General features: G+C 68.7%; 13 protein-coding genes and 3 pseudogenes. 9 read left to right on the plus strand and 7 right to left on the minus strand.

Going from position 1 to position 13,305, the window contains the following annotated elements; translation table 11 throughout:
* Nucleotides 1-597 precede the first annotated feature (597 nt).
* Entirely contained in the window at nucleotides 598-1,131 is a 534-nt protein-coding gene (locus ACFVU3_RS36200) for a DinB family protein (RefSeq protein WP_390073033.1), read from the plus strand.
* Nucleotides 1,132-1,288: 157 nt separating this feature from the next.
* Here ACFVU3_RS36200 and ACFVU3_RS36205 read toward each other — a convergent pair whose 3' ends face one another.
* The gene (locus ACFVU3_RS36205) at nucleotides 1,289-1,726 is read right to left on the minus strand and encodes a formylglycine-generating enzyme family protein (RefSeq protein ID WP_390073034.1); all 438 of its coding nucleotides are present in this window, start codon (nucleotides 1,724-1,726) and stop codon (nucleotides 1,289-1,291) included.
* A gap of 192 nt (nucleotides 1,727-1,918) precedes the next feature.
* A complete protein-coding gene (locus tag ACFVU3_RS36210) occupies nucleotides 1,919-2,599 on the minus strand; it encodes a hypothetical protein (protein WP_390073035.1) in 681 nt (226 codons plus the stop codon).
* Between the two features lie 1,150 nt (nucleotides 2,600-3,749).
* On the opposite strand from ACFVU3_RS36210, the gene ACFVU3_RS36215 reads away from it, so the two are divergent.
* Nucleotides 3,750-4,190, plus strand: a complete 441-nt coding sequence (locus ACFVU3_RS36215) for a DUF5959 family protein (RefSeq protein WP_390073036.1) — start codon at nucleotides 3,750-3,752, stop codon at nucleotides 4,188-4,190.
* A 368-nt stretch (nucleotides 4,191-4,558) separates the two neighbouring features.
* On the plus strand, nucleotides 4,559-4,756 hold the full coding sequence (locus ACFVU3_RS36220) for a hypothetical protein (RefSeq protein WP_390073037.1): 198 nt from the start codon (nucleotides 4,559-4,561) through the stop codon (nucleotides 4,754-4,756).
* A gap of 86 nt (nucleotides 4,757-4,842) precedes the next feature.
* On the opposite strand, the pseudogene ACFVU3_RS36225 reads toward ACFVU3_RS36220, so the two are convergent.
* Nucleotides 4,843-5,619, minus strand: a pseudogene (locus ACFVU3_RS36225) (transposase).
* 119 nt (nucleotides 5,620-5,738) lie between these two features.
* Between ACFVU3_RS36225 and ACFVU3_RS36230 the strand changes: the two are divergent.
* Nucleotides 5,739-6,170, plus strand: a complete 432-nt coding sequence (locus ACFVU3_RS36230; protein ID WP_390073038.1) for a hypothetical protein — start codon at nucleotides 5,739-5,741, stop codon at nucleotides 6,168-6,170.
* Between the two features lie 95 nt (nucleotides 6,171-6,265).
* On the opposite strand, the pseudogene ACFVU3_RS36235 reads toward ACFVU3_RS36230, so the two are convergent.
* Nucleotides 6,266-6,418, minus strand: a pseudogene (locus ACFVU3_RS36235) (IS5/IS1182 family transposase); the annotation flags it as partial.
* A 131-nt stretch (nucleotides 6,419-6,549) separates the two neighbouring features.
* Here ACFVU3_RS36235 and ACFVU3_RS36240 point away from each other — a divergent pair.
* On the plus strand, nucleotides 6,550-7,428 hold the full coding sequence (locus ACFVU3_RS36240; protein ID WP_390073039.1) for a hypothetical protein: 879 nt from the start codon (nucleotides 6,550-6,552) through the stop codon (nucleotides 7,426-7,428).
* Between the two features lie 287 nt (nucleotides 7,429-7,715).
* Here ACFVU3_RS36240 and ACFVU3_RS36245 read toward each other — a convergent pair whose 3' ends face one another.
* Together ACFVU3_RS36245 and ACFVU3_RS36250 are read right to left on the minus strand one after the other, a co-directional pair.
* Nucleotides 7,716-8,315, minus strand: a complete 600-nt coding sequence (locus ACFVU3_RS36245; protein WP_390073040.1) for a hypothetical protein — start codon at nucleotides 8,313-8,315, stop codon at nucleotides 7,716-7,718.
* The gene (locus tag ACFVU3_RS36250) at nucleotides 8,312-8,704 is read right to left on the minus strand and encodes a hypothetical protein (protein WP_390073041.1); all 393 of its coding nucleotides are present in this window, start codon (nucleotides 8,702-8,704) and stop codon (nucleotides 8,312-8,314) included. The genes ACFVU3_RS36245 and ACFVU3_RS36250 overlap by 4 nt, the downstream gene beginning before the upstream one ends.
* A gap of 156 nt (nucleotides 8,705-8,860) precedes the next feature.
* On the opposite strand from ACFVU3_RS36250, the gene ACFVU3_RS36255 reads away from it, so the two are divergent.
* Together ACFVU3_RS36255 and ACFVU3_RS36260 are read left to right on the plus strand one after the other, a co-directional pair.
* A complete protein-coding gene (locus ACFVU3_RS36255) occupies nucleotides 8,861-9,757 on the plus strand; it encodes a hypothetical protein (RefSeq protein WP_390073042.1) in 897 nt (298 codons plus the stop codon).
* A 127-nt stretch (nucleotides 9,758-9,884) separates the two neighbouring features.
* Nucleotides 9,885-10,077: pseudogene (locus ACFVU3_RS36260) on the plus strand (transposase family protein); the annotation flags it as partial.
* Between the two features lie 316 nt (nucleotides 10,078-10,393).
* Here the strand turns inward: ACFVU3_RS36260 and ACFVU3_RS36265 are convergent.
* Nucleotides 10,394-10,825: a winged helix-turn-helix transcriptional regulator gene (locus ACFVU3_RS36265; RefSeq protein ID WP_390073043.1), complete on the minus strand. Its 432-nt coding sequence runs from the start codon at nucleotides 10,823-10,825 to the stop codon at nucleotides 10,394-10,396.
* A 97-nt stretch (nucleotides 10,826-10,922) separates the two neighbouring features.
* On the opposite strand from ACFVU3_RS36265, the gene ACFVU3_RS36270 reads away from it, so the two are divergent.
* Together ACFVU3_RS36270 and ACFVU3_RS36275 are read left to right on the plus strand one after the other, a co-directional pair.
* The gene (locus ACFVU3_RS36270) at nucleotides 10,923-11,273 is read left to right on the plus strand and encodes a DoxX family protein (protein ID WP_390073044.1); all 351 of its coding nucleotides are present in this window, start codon (nucleotides 10,923-10,925) and stop codon (nucleotides 11,271-11,273) included.
* 427 nt (nucleotides 11,274-11,700) lie between these two features.
* Entirely contained in the window at nucleotides 11,701-12,984 is a 1,284-nt protein-coding gene (locus tag ACFVU3_RS36275; protein ID WP_390073045.1) for a hypothetical protein, read from the plus strand.
* Nucleotides 12,985-13,305: the final 321 nt, after the last annotated feature.

A 13,305-nucleotide genomic window follows, 5' to 3' on the forward strand; every position in this document is an offset into this window, starting at 1 on the left:
CGATGCCCGAGATCACCACATGGACTCCTGTTCGATGCGCCGTGCGGCGAACCCCGAGGGCGCCACACGGAAAGGAAGCGCGTACCTGAAAGGAACGGTTCCGGACATGGGGGAGAGAGGTGTCCGGGGGAACAGGAGCCCTCGTGGGGCGGCCGCCGTGACGGCACCGATGCTAGGGAGAGGATCGCCGCGAGGTCAATGGTCTGGACCAGTAGATCGTGCCGGACTCCATGACCGGAACGGGGTCGTCGCAGTTGAGAGCCCCAGCCGCGCCCGCCGGACGCGACCACCGACCCTCGGACACGACCTACCTCCCGCCGTCACCCCCTCGGAGCCGGCTCCTCCCGTCGGATACGAGGCGCCGGCGGCGGGCGGTGGACGACCCGGCGCACCTCATGGCCGGAACCGAGCGACGGTGAGGGTGCAGGCGCGAGACGCCGTCCGACCGGCGACGACGGCGCCGAGACCGGACGCAAGGGCTCTTCGAGCGCGTAGGCGAGAGCTGCGTGACGCCGCATGGGGAACCGGGGCGACTCCGGAGAACGGGGCGGCACAAAATTGGTTTGCGTGCCCGTGCCGATGTGGCACGGTCGCGAGATGAGTTCTGTGCGACGTGAACTGCTGCGCAGGCAGTTCGACCTGACCTGGTCTCTGTTCGAGTACCACCTCGAGCGTCTGGAGCCGGAGGACTTCTTGTGGGAGCCGCCGGGCACCCATTGCTGGACCGTGCGCCAAGCACCCGGTGGGGAGTGGGTTCCGGACTGGGCCGACGTGGAGCCCGAACCCGTACCCGTTCCGACCATCGGCTGGCTCCACTGGCACATCGGATGGTGGTGGGACGCCGCGGTCGACCACGCCAACGGCCGCACCCCGCGCCCTCGGACCGACGTGACGTGGAGCGGCGACGCCCAGAGCGGCGTCGCGTGGCTGCGAGAGCTCCGGGAGCAGTGGCTGGCCGTCCTGGAGGACCTCACCGATGCCGATCTCGACGCCACAGCCCGATTCCCGTGGCAGGACGATCCCACGCGCACCGTGGCCGACATGTCGGCCTGGGTGAACGCCGAACTGATGAAGAACGCGGCCGAGGTCGGCCAACTGAGACTGCTGCGTGCTGCGCGACGCGAGGAATAGCCTCCGGCCCTCCAGCCGCCCGCCAGTCGCCTTCCCGCCCCGCCGAACCTGCCCACCGCTCGCCGGCCGTACCGATTCCGGCGGCGGAGGGGTCCCGAGCCACGCGTACAGGCCAAGACGATCCTGCGGGCGTTCCCCTGTCCGCACGGCGCTCGTCTCAGGCGGTCATGAGGCGGCGTGGTGACAGCGGGACATCGGCCGCGACCCGGAAGCCGGTATGGCCGGTAGAGGAGTCCGGGGTGTTGGCCGTCCTGGCCGAGCAGCGGTAGCGGTTGCAGTACGACGCGTGGCACAGGTGAGAGCCGCCCCGCAGGGCCCGGGCGGAAGAGCCGGGCCCGAAGAGGTCGGCCGTCCATTCCCACACGTTGCCGACGGCGTGGTGGAGCCCGTAGCCGTTGGGCGCGAGCGAGCGCACGGGGGCGGTGCCCACCCGAAGGGGGGCCCGGCCGAGGAGCCAGCCGATCAGGCTCTCGGACGCTCCCACGGCGGACTGACCAACGAGGATCCACCTCGCCGCGGACAGCCGCTGCCGAACGCTCGCGTTCGGCCCCATGCCCAGCCAGGCCGGTGGCGTTCCCGCGTTCCTGGAAGTCATGAACCAATTGCAGGTGCCTCGGTAGATCGGCTGGCTCAGGACCACACCGGATGTGGTCTTGGCCGACGAGACATACTCCTACCGCGCGATCCGAATTCACTTTCCGTTGGCGCGAGACTCGGTCCGTGATCCCTCAGCCCGCAGACCAGGCCACGAACCGCGCTGCGACTCGGCCAGTATGAAAGGAATGGTCTAGCAGCCCTCGTCGAACTTCACGGCATGCAGTGTCACGGGCTGGCCGTTGAGTGTGGTGCCGGAGGCTGGTTCCTGGGAGCAGACCTGCCAGTTCGACTCGACGAGGATCATGCGATCTGCGCCGGAGACATCCGTGACGGTAAGGCTGGTGGAAGGGTCGAGTGCCTCGCGCGCGACCTTGACCGACTTGCCCCTGAAGTTCGGCATCGTGGAAGAGGCGTCCGCGACATCGCCTCCTGAGTCCTCGGCAGGACAGGTCTCCTCCAGCTTGACTGTGCCAAAGTCGATCTTGGTGGTGTGGGGGTGTCGGCCGGGCTGAGGGGACTGCGAGCAGACTTTCCAGTTCCGGTCGAGGACCTGGTTGCGTCCGCGGCCGAGCGCGTCATGGGAGGAGAGGTAGTAGTAGCCGAGTTCTTGCGCCTTGTCCTGCGCGGACTGCAGGCCCATGCCGACGAAGCTGGGCAGCTGGGCGGCGGCAGGCTGTACGGGTGCACTGCTGGGAGCGGACGTCGTGGCCGGAGGATCGGCCGAGGGAGTGGTCGGCAGAGTGGTCGGCTCGGGATCGCGTGATACAGCGGGCGTGCTCTTCGCGACCGGGGCCGAGGACTTGCCGGCCTTGTCGTCCTCTGGCTTCTCGGGGCCGGCTATCGCGCCGAGCAGGATGAGGAAGAGGAACAAGCCACCCGCCACCATGGCGACGACGGTCCCAGTGGAACGCTTCTTCTTCGAGGGGCCGTACGGTCCTGGGGCTGGCGAGTAGGACGGCGGTTGCTGCCCCGGAAATTGCTGGCTCACTGTTCCTCGCTTTGTGTATCTCTTGTGATGAACGAGTGACCATATCGTGTGAGCTGCGTACGGTGAACAGGTGGCTCATCTCCGGCATTCGACAGGCCGCCAGGTCCGCCCGGCCCGTCCGGACGCTCGCCAGGATCGACCCGCAGTGTGAAGGTGCACCCCCCCCGTGTCCACGGTGCGAGCGCGGGGCGGTCGCGGTGGGGGAATGGGGCGTGGGGTGGCAGGGAATGGGCTCGGGGCGCGTACCAGTCGGTGCAGAATTGCTTGCGGCTCGGACGTCCTGACGAATCCCGCCCCGACACCCGGCGTCTTCCTGGCCTTGCGGGCAGGGGGCGGCGGCCGAGAGAGTGCCGGGAGCATCGCTAGGAGGGGCTGGCGGTGCCGGACTTTGCCACCCCGGCCCGCTCAGCCGACCGTTCACCAGCTGATCGCCCAGCGCGAGGTGCACCCGCAGGAGAGGCGCTCTGGCGGGTGCTCTACGCGACCTCGGGGCGCCACCGCGCGCCCGGCCCTGGCGGTCAGCCCACGCGACGTCCGCCCGAACACCGGGCTCGCACGATTTTGTAGGGGCAGGCCCGTGCCCCCGCTCGACAGGCACATGCCTGCTCGCGGATTCGGAAATGGCCGGGACATCTGCACGAGTACCGCGTCCTGACGGGGCCGAAGGCACCGAGGTAACCGTTCGACATGCATCCGGACGGAGGGACAGCGGCTGTGAGCGACGATGAACATGTGTGACGGGGTGTCGGCAAGATCGCTGTCACCAGCCGCAAACGACGGACGTCACGCGACGTGCCAGGCGACCGCGTCGACTCCGGGACGGGCGGACCGCTCCAGGGAACGGACAGACGCGTGGCGGGATCGGGACAGCAACATGGGGGCACCGTCCTCGGCATCGCGCTTCTGCCGGCGGATGAAAGGCTGAGCCGGCGGAGCCCAAGACGGCTTCTGCGACCCCACGCCGTCACCCGACCGCAGCACCTGTACGCTGCACGGCGAAAAGGCTTGGGAAGCCAACACCCTGGGGCGGGACATGGAAGATCGTGAGCAGTTCACTCTGCTTCGGATCACTGGCAAGTATGGCGGCAGCGTGGCCATTGAACTCGACGAATCCGGAGCGTCCGGCATCCCGGACACCAGCGGCGAGCTGATGGTGCACAACGACTTCGTGGCCGGGGTCACTCGCACCTACGTCGAACCGTACGACCTCGCAGCCTGGGAACACGTGCTGGACGAGGTCGAGGCCGGCCGGGACGCAGTGTGGCGTGAGCACGCCCGAGTGGCCGAGATCGGCATCCAGCTCGTGGACAGGGAAGACGACCAGGACCAGATCTCTGTCACGGTCGCCGACCAGCAGACAACACGAGTGACCATCAGCCTGGAAGTGAACCGCGGTTGGATCGAAGAGCAACGTGAGCTGCTCCATGAAATCCGCGAGGCTTGGAAGCACGTGCACCCAACCGCACTGCGGTAACTGCCTGCCCCTCTGATCGGCGCAGCAGTCGACAGCCGGCGCTGCTCGTGACCCGCGCCTGACGTGGCCGTTCAGGCGGATTTACGCCGCCGGGACGCGGTCCTCTTTGCAGGACCTTCTTCGTGGGCGCCTCGCCGGGTCTTCCTTTCCAGGCCAGAGGTCGGCCGGGACGAAAGTGCCACGTCGGCCACGTGACAGCTGTCGTGCCCAAACTGTTGGTGTTGGCCTGTCCGAGCCGGCGGCCACCGCCACGACGTGCCACCCGTGCATGCAGGGCCGAGCGCGCTGTCAGGTGCCGGTGCCGGCCCTGGCGGACTGGCCGATGACGTCCCGAATCCGGGCATGCTCAGATCGACCATGCGGCCGCGGTGTTCGTGGTCGTCGAGCTGGCTCCGCTTGTGCTCGGCGCCGGCCAGGCCGGCGCGCCCCTGCTGGACCGCGAGGTGGATCTTGCTGGTCGGCCCGCCCCGGAAGCGTCCGAGTCCGTGGTCGGCAGGCTCGACGAAGACCCCGCCGGGCGATTGCTTCTGAGGATTCCCCTTTTCGCCGCCCCGGAGGGGTGCTGATGGGCCCGGCAGACGGTGGAGCCGGCGTTCACGTCCCAGACGATCAGGCCCTTGGTATCGACCTCGACCTGGCGCTGGGCGTTGTTTCACCATGTCATGGCGGCGTTGCGCATGGCAGCGACGGCCTGGACCCCGCGTGGTGGAGGCCGTCTCCTTTCCGGCGGCAGTCGCGAAGTATCTTCCAGTTCTTCATCAGGGCGAAGGTGTGCTCGACGCCGGCACGGCGCGTCGGTGCCCAGCGTTGCCTACTTCCTGCCTGCGCAGGAGGGGACGGCCGGATCTCCTGCGGTGCCGGACGATCAGGCCGGTGCCGAGGCAGGCGCCGTCCGCGATGACCGTCGTGCTCGCCGCCAGGGCGGGCAGGTCCGACTCCCGTCACACGTGGGCGTCGGCCATATGGTCTCGCGCCGGCCGGGCCGCCGCGATCACCAGGCGAGTGTCCGCGTCGATGATGACCTGTACGTTCGCCGAGAAGCGGTAGTTGCGGGACGAGGCCGCCGATCTTCCGGTCGCGGACCGGGATCAGGGTGCCGTCCACGATCCACAACCGTTCGGTGTCGGCCACCGGCCACCGGCCACCGGCCGCGCAGCCCGCTCGAGTGCCGGCAGCGGACGGAGCCGTTGGATGACCCGGCAGACCGGGGCGGGCGAGATCCCGAACGGCGGTGCGAGCTGCCGCATGGTGAGGTTGGTGCGGTAATACACGGCCAACAGCCGCACCGGCCCGGCAGGGGCAGACACCACGGCCTTCCGCCACCGGAGTCGTTCCCGCCCCGCTCCTTCACTGCCTTCACCAGCTTCGCGAACCGATCCACCCGCAAGCCCGTGAACGTCTCCACCCACACCGGCTCAGCCCGCAACACTCCACCCGGATAGGGAGAATGACCAGATCTGAGCCCTCTGCAACACCCTTGAGGGGAGCCCCGACGGCCCGGGTCCCAAATCGATTGCCTCGGTACCCGGCACGGTGTGACATGTGGGCATGAGCAGAATGGCGCAGGTCATCGTGTTGGCGCGACACGAGGACGAGGTGATGGAGCCGCTGACGCGGCTGGACGAGGCCCGCACGTGGCACGGCTGTTTCGTGCAGATCCCCTGGTTTGTGGGGGGTTGGCACATCGAGTTCGAGCGGTGGAACCGGCGCCGCGGGGTACTCAAGGACCTGGAGTCCCTGCCGTGGAACGAGCCCGCCTGCGTGCAGGTCATGCTCCACGACGAGGACGACGACCTGTTCGGCCTGTGGATGTTCCGCGACGGGGTCCTCGTCGAGGTGGGTATCCCCGGTACCCAGAGGGTGCACATTGCTGCCCCGCCGTGGGAAGCGGACCCAGGCTTCCTGGTCCGGACCGGCCTGGGCAGGGGCGAGGACCGGCACTCACCAGCGCACGTACAAGACCCGCGGTCGTGCTGGTGACCGGGTCCCGACCGGGGCCGGGCAGGTGCTGAAGTGTGCCGCATGCGGCTGGTCCCCTGCCTGGGGGCAGCGGACCAGCCGGAGGCATCAGGTTTTCAGCGTTGCCTTGCCAGGGTGACGACGGCTGCGGCGATCGACGTCATGCGGTTGAGGTTCGGACGGGACCGACGAAAGGTGCGCCAGGACTTCATCCGCGTCATCCCGCGTTCGACGGGTGCCCGGACCTGGGTCAGTGCTCGGCTGACCGTGCAGATGCGAGCCGACCTCCACCTCGCACTGCTCCAACTCGCCCGCAGCGTCATGTGTTGGTGACGCCTGCGAACCTCATTCTGAATTGATCAGGTAGAGCCAAGAACGTCCAGCACTTACGATCACGCCCATGTCTCTCACCTCACCCATACCCGTCCTGCGTGGTTCGGGCGGAGCCGTCCTCCGATCCGAAGGCGACGACCTGGTACTGAGCCGGACGGACGTGGAGACGCGGATTCCGCTCCGGGCCGTTCGGCGGATCCGCGCAGAGGGGAGCACGGTCGCCGTGGAGCTGACCGCCCCGGCCGGGACGACCCCGGCCGTTCACCGCGTCGACGGCGTGAGCGAGGCGGCGGCCTCGTTCTTCGCCGAAGCGGTCAACGCGACCCTGCCCGAGTGCGCCGACGAGGCCGGGGAGACCGCCGACGGTTCGGCCCTCGTCACCGTCCGTTCCTTGAGCGATTCCCAGCAGGCCATCGAGTCCCAGCAGGACAGGGGGACGCGTGTGCTCAGGCGCTGGGTCGGGGCTGTCGCCCTCCTGACCGTCGTGCTCACGGTGGCCGTCTGGATCGCGGCGCCGGCGATCATCGCGCTCCCGATACTGGTCATCCTCCCCTTGGGCGCGACCGCCACCACGCTCGGCATCATGGGGCTGAAGATCGCACGCGACGAGTGGTACCTGCCCCGGAAGGGCATCACCGTCGAGGCGGTACGGCACGAGAACATGACCGACCTGTTCGGCACGACGGGGAACTACGCGTACACGGACATGCACGGCCAGAGTCGTGCCGTGTACGCCCAGAAGCACGCCGAGGTCATCCAGGTCGCCTACCACCCGCAGAATCCCGGCAACGTGGTGGCCTGCCAGTCGTTGCTGCACAGGTCGGTCTGGAGCGTCGTCTGCGCGGGCATTTTCCTCTTTGGCCTCGCCGTCGACCTCCTCGTCGTCGGCCTTGCCATCGCCGCCTTCCTGGGCTACTACGACCATTACGGGGTCACGGCCGACTGACCCGCGCTCCACCCGGTCCGGTGATCCGCTGCGAGCGGCACGGTACGGTCGCCCGAGCGGGCGGCGCGCCCGCACCCGGCAGTCGGCCGCGCCGAGCCCCAGAGCCGTGACCACCATGACCAGGCGCTTCAGCAGCGAGCTCTTTCGGCATGGCTGGCGCCGGGCGCAGCCCACCGGTCGAGCTCGCCACCGGGCTGTCGCCTCTCAGGATCCGCTGTGCCGTCGTGCGGTCGGACTTGTCATCACCCGTACTCCCTGGTCAGGGTGGACCTGCATGGGCGTGGCGGTCATGCGCGGGCCTTCTGCGCGATGGGGGCGATCTTGCGGAGCCGCTCGGACGCGGCCTCAAGGCGGGTGATCTCGACGTGGATGGCGGTGTGGGCGTCGTGGTCGTCCGGGATGAACTCGGCGCCCTCGCCGAGCAGGCCGGCGATCTGGTGAACGGAGTCGGCTGCGTCCCGGATGCCGTCGTCCAGGTCTCCGTTCGGCAGTCGGTGCTCGGCGCGGGCCAGCGATTCGACGGGGAGCAGGGGGTGCTGTCCGAGTTCTTCGCCGGCGTCCTGGCCCCGGGTGACGTACACCGTGGTGAGGTTCAGGGCAGGCATCATCCGGTGGATCCTGTCCCCGTTGTCGTGGTCGGTCGGATCGGCGCTCGGAATGACGAAGGCGACCACCGTCGGGACGGTGTCGGGTCCGTAGGCGAGGTCGGGCCGGGCGATGACGTGTTCCCCGAGGAAGAGCGGGGTGTCCGCCGGGAGGGCGGCGAGGACGGCGGCCAGCTCTCCGGTGGTGGTCACCTCGCGGGCGGGCGGCATGCCTTCCTTGAACCGTGCGGCGGCGGCCGCGGACTGCGCAAGCTCTTCGTCACGGCTCGGCTGGTCGGTCATGGGAGCGCTCCGTTCTGTGTGGTGGTGGGGTCCTCGGAGCCGAGTCGGGTCCGGCGGAGGCTGTCTTCGGCGATGGTGCGCAGTTGTGCCGCGCGGTGGGGGCGGTCGGCGGCGGGCTCCTCGATGGCGGCGAGCCGCTCGAAGGTCTTGGCGCGGGCGAATTGCTTCGCGGCCCAGATCGCGTTCTTCTCCTGGGCCGCGTCCGTGCCGGCGGCTTCCCTCACCGCGGCGTACGCCGCGTCGCACTCCAGGCGCATTATCCCTGTCCGCTGCTCAAACTGCTTCACCTTGTCGCGGCGCTCGTTGGCCTCCTGGCGGGCGGGCGCGTCACGAAGCGAGGGCTGCAGGCGGCTGATGCCGCCGGAGGCATCGCCGCTGCGAGTGGCCATCAACTGGTCGGGATTGCGGGCGTGCTCGCACGTGTCGGCAGGTCCGTGGCCGACGCGCATCTCTTGAGACAGGCATGACATATCTGTGGGTGGGGTGGCTTGAAGGACGAGGGCGTTGTGGCACGGATCTCCGTGCGGCCGCTTAGCCTGCGATCCATGGATCTGGATACTGAACTGAGCGCGCTGGCGGCCCAAGAGGACCTCCCCTCCGACTTGGTGTGGCGTCTGCTCCGGCATCCGGTGGCCCGCCGCTCGATGGCGCTGAGGCGTCGGGACCTGACCGAGCAGCTGATCGAAGAGATCATCAAACTCGGCTCCGCACGTTCTCTCGCGGCCAATACCTTCGTGCCCGCAGACGTCAGGGCCCGCCTGGCGGAGCACCCGGAGCCGTCGGTCCGGTGCGGGGTCGCCGCGAGCGCCGCGGACGAGCCGCCAGGGCTTCTGGCCCGGTTGGCAGACGATCCAGACCCCTCCGTACGGTCGTTTCTCGCGATGAACGACCACCTGTCGCCGGAACTTCTGGCCCGCCTGGCCTCAGACCCAGAGCCCAGTGTGCGGTCGTCGATCGTTCAGCACTGGCGCGACGCCCCGGACTGGGTGCGTAGGGCTCTGCTGACGGATGCCGATCCCAACGTCCGCAGGGACAGCGCCTCGGCCTACTCCCTGCCGGCAGACCTGCTGCCAGGTCTGCTCGCCGACCCTGTCACCCGTGCCGCCGCTGTCCCCTACGCAGCCCCGTCGCGGGACCTGGCCACCGACCCAGATTCCGCCGTGCGCGAGGTCACCGCTGCCCATCCGGATCTGCCTGCTGGTCTGCGTGAACTGCTGGCAGAAGACCCGGACGTCTTCGTCCGCAACGCGATCGCAGCCCGCCCGGACACCTCGCTGGCTCTGCGTGAGCGGATCGTGGCCGGCGTGGAGACCGACAACCCCCTCGCGGAGTGGATCCTGTCGTCCCGCCACAACCCACACACGTGTCCCGCACCAGCACCGGCCCCGCCGAATCTCACCCGAGAACAGGCGGAAGTGCTCCTTGCCAAGGCTGGCTTGTAGGCGTGACTGCCAGGTAGCTGAAGAGGGCCGGGATCCATCGCTGATGTCTGCGGGCCTTTGCCGGGTCGCGTAGGCGAGGTAGTCGGTTCCGGCTCGTTCGGCGAAGCGCATCGCGGTCTTGGGGCTGATGCCGAGGGCCTTGGCGAGGACGGAGGAGACGTTCACGGTTCTGCGGATACGCCAGTTCGAGCGGTTGCTGAAAGTGGTCCGGGAACGGGGCGGGGACGGCCCTGGTGATGGCCGTCTACTACCGCACGAACCTCACGATGCGGCAGCTCGCGCCGCTGTTCGGCGTCTCGCCGGCAACGGTGTGCCGGGTGACGGCTGCGGCCACCCTGTTGCGGAGCGACCTGTCGTTGCCGCCGCCCGTCGCCGATCACGGGTGGCCTCATCCGTGCCGCTGCGCCGGGCGGACTGGAAGGCTGAGCTCATGGCTTCGAGCATCGTCTCCAGTACACCGAGTGTCTGCGGACTGGTACGAGCGCCCTCTGGCTTCGGTTGCGGGAGCTCCTTCAGGACCAGGGGCTTGACCCTGAGGCGACGGTCGTCGTTGGCCTCTCGCAGGAGGGCTCCGATCACGAGGATGGTCAAGTCTCCGGCGATGGCAGGGTCTACAGGTCCAGCCTCTTCCATTGATCAGAAACGGCTCGGGTTCTCATCAACATGAGGGGTCTTCACCGGGGCCGCCTGATCCGCCTCGATGGTCCTGGCCGCCTCGGCTGCTTCCCGGAAGCTGACGACCGCCTCGCCGTTCTCCCGCGCCCATGCGGTGAGCATCCTGATGGGCTCCTCCAGGGTTCGCCCGAGATCGGTCAGGCTGTACTCCACGCGCGGCGGCGCCTCGGCGTACGCGTGCCGCTCGACGAGCCCATTGGCTTGGAGCCGGCGCAACGTCTGGGTCAGTACCTTGCGCGAAATGCCACCGCTCAGCTCGACCAGCTCGCCGTGGCGCAACGGGCCGTCGGTCAGCGCGAAGAGCGTGACCATGGACCACTTGCTGGCGATGATCTCCATGGCCAGGAGAGCGGGACAGTCGGCGAGGAAGGCAATTCCGGGTCGCAGGCTCATGCCCCCGAAGGTTACCTGGAGGTACCTGGTGGCCGCCTATCGTCGTCGAGGTGCGCACGCCCCCTTACTCGCATCTCGCATGATTGAGGTTTCAGCCATGCTCGTCTCCCTTGCCGTCGTCACCGTGTTCATGTCGGCGCTTCTCCTGGTATCGGCCGGGGCGAAGTCTCTGCGGACGCGGCACATCACCGAGCAGATGTCCACCCTCGGAGTGCCGCAGGGCATGATGGCCTTCCTGATCGGCGCTCAGATCGCGGGCGCGGCCGGTGTGTTCGCCGGACTCTGGTGGGGACCTGTCGGAATCGCCGCCGCGATCGGTCTGACGCTCTATTTCGCTGGGGCGGTCGCCTTCCACCTGCGCGTCGGCGACCGCAAGGGCGCGTCTCCGGCGGTGGTCCTCACCATGGCCTCCGTCGCCCTGATCGTGCTGCGTGCTGCCACCCTCTGACAGCGGACAGTCGTCTGACGCTGGCCTTGATCGTGCTGAGCGAGGTTGGTCTCCGATGAGGACGGCCATCGTTGATCATCGGGAGTTGTGTCGACAAACGAAGATCAGCCGGTGGCCGTGGGCCACAGCGTAGATCCTGCTCGATGGCAATCGGCATTCGAGGGCCTGATGGGCAAGGTGGCGGGCCGGTTCGCCCGGTGGGAACGAGGTGTCGTCACCGTCGTTGGACGGTGGCTTCGTCCTCGATCCACCGCGCGGAGCTCGGCGGGGCGCGATCTCCCGCAACGCGACCGGCACGAACCGATGGCACGCACCCTTCCCCCATGACGGCTTCAACGACCGCCCCCACAGGACGCGTTTAAGGGAACGCGCTGCCAGAACAACGACACTAGGCTGCTGCGGAGTTGTCCAGACGGAGGAGATCACTGTGCGAGCGACGCACCGGCACGTCATGCACCTGGCTCTCATGGCTGTGCTGACGGGCTTGGCGGGCTGTTCCGACGGCGCGTCCGGGACGGACGCGGACGCCGGGGCCCCAGGTGCATCCTCCGCCGCCAAGCCTACGGGCGCGACGAAGGCGAAGGCGTTCGATCCTCCGGCGAAGTTCGGCAAGGAGATCACGCTGCCTGTGGACGAGGACATCAAAGCCTGGGGGTTCGCCCTGCGCGGGCCCACGCTGTACCACCGCACCTCCGAGGCCCTCGACGCCTACGACACCCACTCCGGGCAGAAGCTCTGGTCGTCCCCCCTCGGCCGCAAGGACTGGTACACCGGCAAGGAGGGCCAGCCGAGCGACGACCAGACCATCCCCCCGGTCTTCGCCCAGCAGGACGGGCACACGGGCGCCCTCTTCGCGTACGCCGACTACACGAAGGGCTCGGGCACCGAGCGCGACCGGACGGACGTCTATCTGCGGTCCGTCGATGCCGACAGCGGCAAGGTGTCCTGGACGGTCCGGCTGCCCGCACCGAAGGGGGCGACCGTCAGCGACCTGGAGCCGGCGGTGATCGGCGCCGAAGGCGGAACCGCGGCCGTCAGGGTCCTCACCAACCTGGATGATTCCGGCAGTGACGGCGGCCAGAGTGCCACCACCTACGCTGTCGACCTGAAGAGCCACCAGGTGACCTGGCAGAAGGACGGCTTCGCGGGTGGCGCGCTGGACAGCGGCGTCGTCATCGGTGCCCAGTTCAGCGAGGAGGCGACCTTCCAGGTGATCGACGGCTGGCACTCCCCGCAGGAGGACCTCGCCCTCGCGGGGCTGGCGCTCACGGACGGCTCCCCGCGCTGGAAGCAGGAGGGCCGCGCCGGTGTAGAGGTCGAGCAGGTGGGCGGCGGCTTCTTCGTCGCGGGCTCGCTGCGCGACAGTCGTACGGGCGAGACCGTCCCCAGCACGCCCGACGGCAGCTTCATCCACTGCTTCCACGACCAGCGGTCCGTGGTCGTCTGCGACACCAAGGAGACCGCACGGGGCATCGACGCCCAGAGCCGCAAAGTGCTCTGGACCATCGCCGAGGACGACCCCGCGCGGAAGAAGCCCGAGGTCCACAACGCCTTTCACGGCGCCGTCTACGCCACCGCCGGCGCCGACGGCGTCATCCTGGACGCCCGCACGGGCAAGGACCACGGCCTCTACGACCGCGCGAGCACGTACGTGATCAACGAGTACGCCGCGGTGGGCAGCGACATGAAGGTGTACCCCGCGACGGGTTGAGCTGGGGACTCGGTCGATCTACGGTCTCAGGACGGTCGGGGCAGGGCCGACGGATCCCTCCTCGTGCCCCGCCGTCGTAGGGGGCGCTCTCCGGTCATTCGTAGACGTCCTCTGTGGTGGTGCAGCGCAGCCTGAGGCCGGGGCCCTCCCAGCGGGCTCCCTGGCGGGGCCGCGGTGCCGGCGTCGACAGCATCAGCCAGGCGCTCGAAGGACAAGTTGTGGTCGTCCATGTGAGCCCAGCCGCTGGCCGCTTGCCCGCGGACCAGCGGGCGGAGCTCCAGCAGTAGACGCTCGAGGACGTGTCGTCCGACTCGGACGTAT

It is taken from the genome of Streptomyces sp. NPDC058052, assembly GCF_042885515.1.
In the GTDB taxonomy this organism is placed as follows: Bacteria; Actinomycetota; Actinomycetes; order Streptomycetales; family Streptomycetaceae; genus Streptomyces.

What these genes read in the sequence shown, in the direction of transcription:
- ACFVU3_RS36250 (WP_390073041.1), bottom strand. Translation starts at nt 8,704, where the DNA reads ATGGCCACTCGCAGCGGCGATGCCTCCGGCGGCATCAGCCGCCTGCAG.
- ACFVU3_RS36200 (WP_390073033.1), top strand. Translation starts at nt 598, where the DNA reads ATGAGTTCTGTGCGACGTGAACTGCTGCGCAGGCAGTTCGACCTGACC.
- ACFVU3_RS36245 (WP_390073040.1), bottom strand. Translation starts at nt 8,315, where the DNA reads ATGACCGACCAGCCGAGCCGTGACGAAGAGCTTGCGCAGTCCGCGGCC.
- ACFVU3_RS36215 (WP_390073036.1), top strand. Translation starts at nt 3,750, where the DNA reads ATGGAAGATCGTGAGCAGTTCACTCTGCTTCGGATCACTGGCAAGTAT.
- ACFVU3_RS36230 (WP_390073038.1), top strand. Translation starts at nt 5,739, where the DNA reads ATGAGCAGAATGGCGCAGGTCATCGTGTTGGCGCGACACGAGGACGAG.
- ACFVU3_RS36255 (WP_390073042.1), top strand. Translation starts at nt 8,861, where the DNA reads ATGGATCTGGATACTGAACTGAGCGCGCTGGCGGCCCAAGAGGACCTC.
- ACFVU3_RS36205 (WP_390073034.1), bottom strand. Translation starts at nt 1,726, where the DNA reads ATGACTTCCAGGAACGCGGGAACGCCACCGGCCTGGCTGGGCATGGGG.
- ACFVU3_RS36270 (WP_390073044.1), top strand. Translation starts at nt 10,923, where the DNA reads ATGCTCGTCTCCCTTGCCGTCGTCACCGTGTTCATGTCGGCGCTTCTC.
- ACFVU3_RS36265 (WP_390073043.1), bottom strand. Translation starts at nt 10,825, where the DNA reads ATGAGCCTGCGACCCGGAATTGCCTTCCTCGCCGACTGTCCCGCTCTC.
- ACFVU3_RS36240 (WP_390073039.1), top strand. Translation starts at nt 6,550, where the DNA reads ATGTCTCTCACCTCACCCATACCCGTCCTGCGTGGTTCGGGCGGAGCC.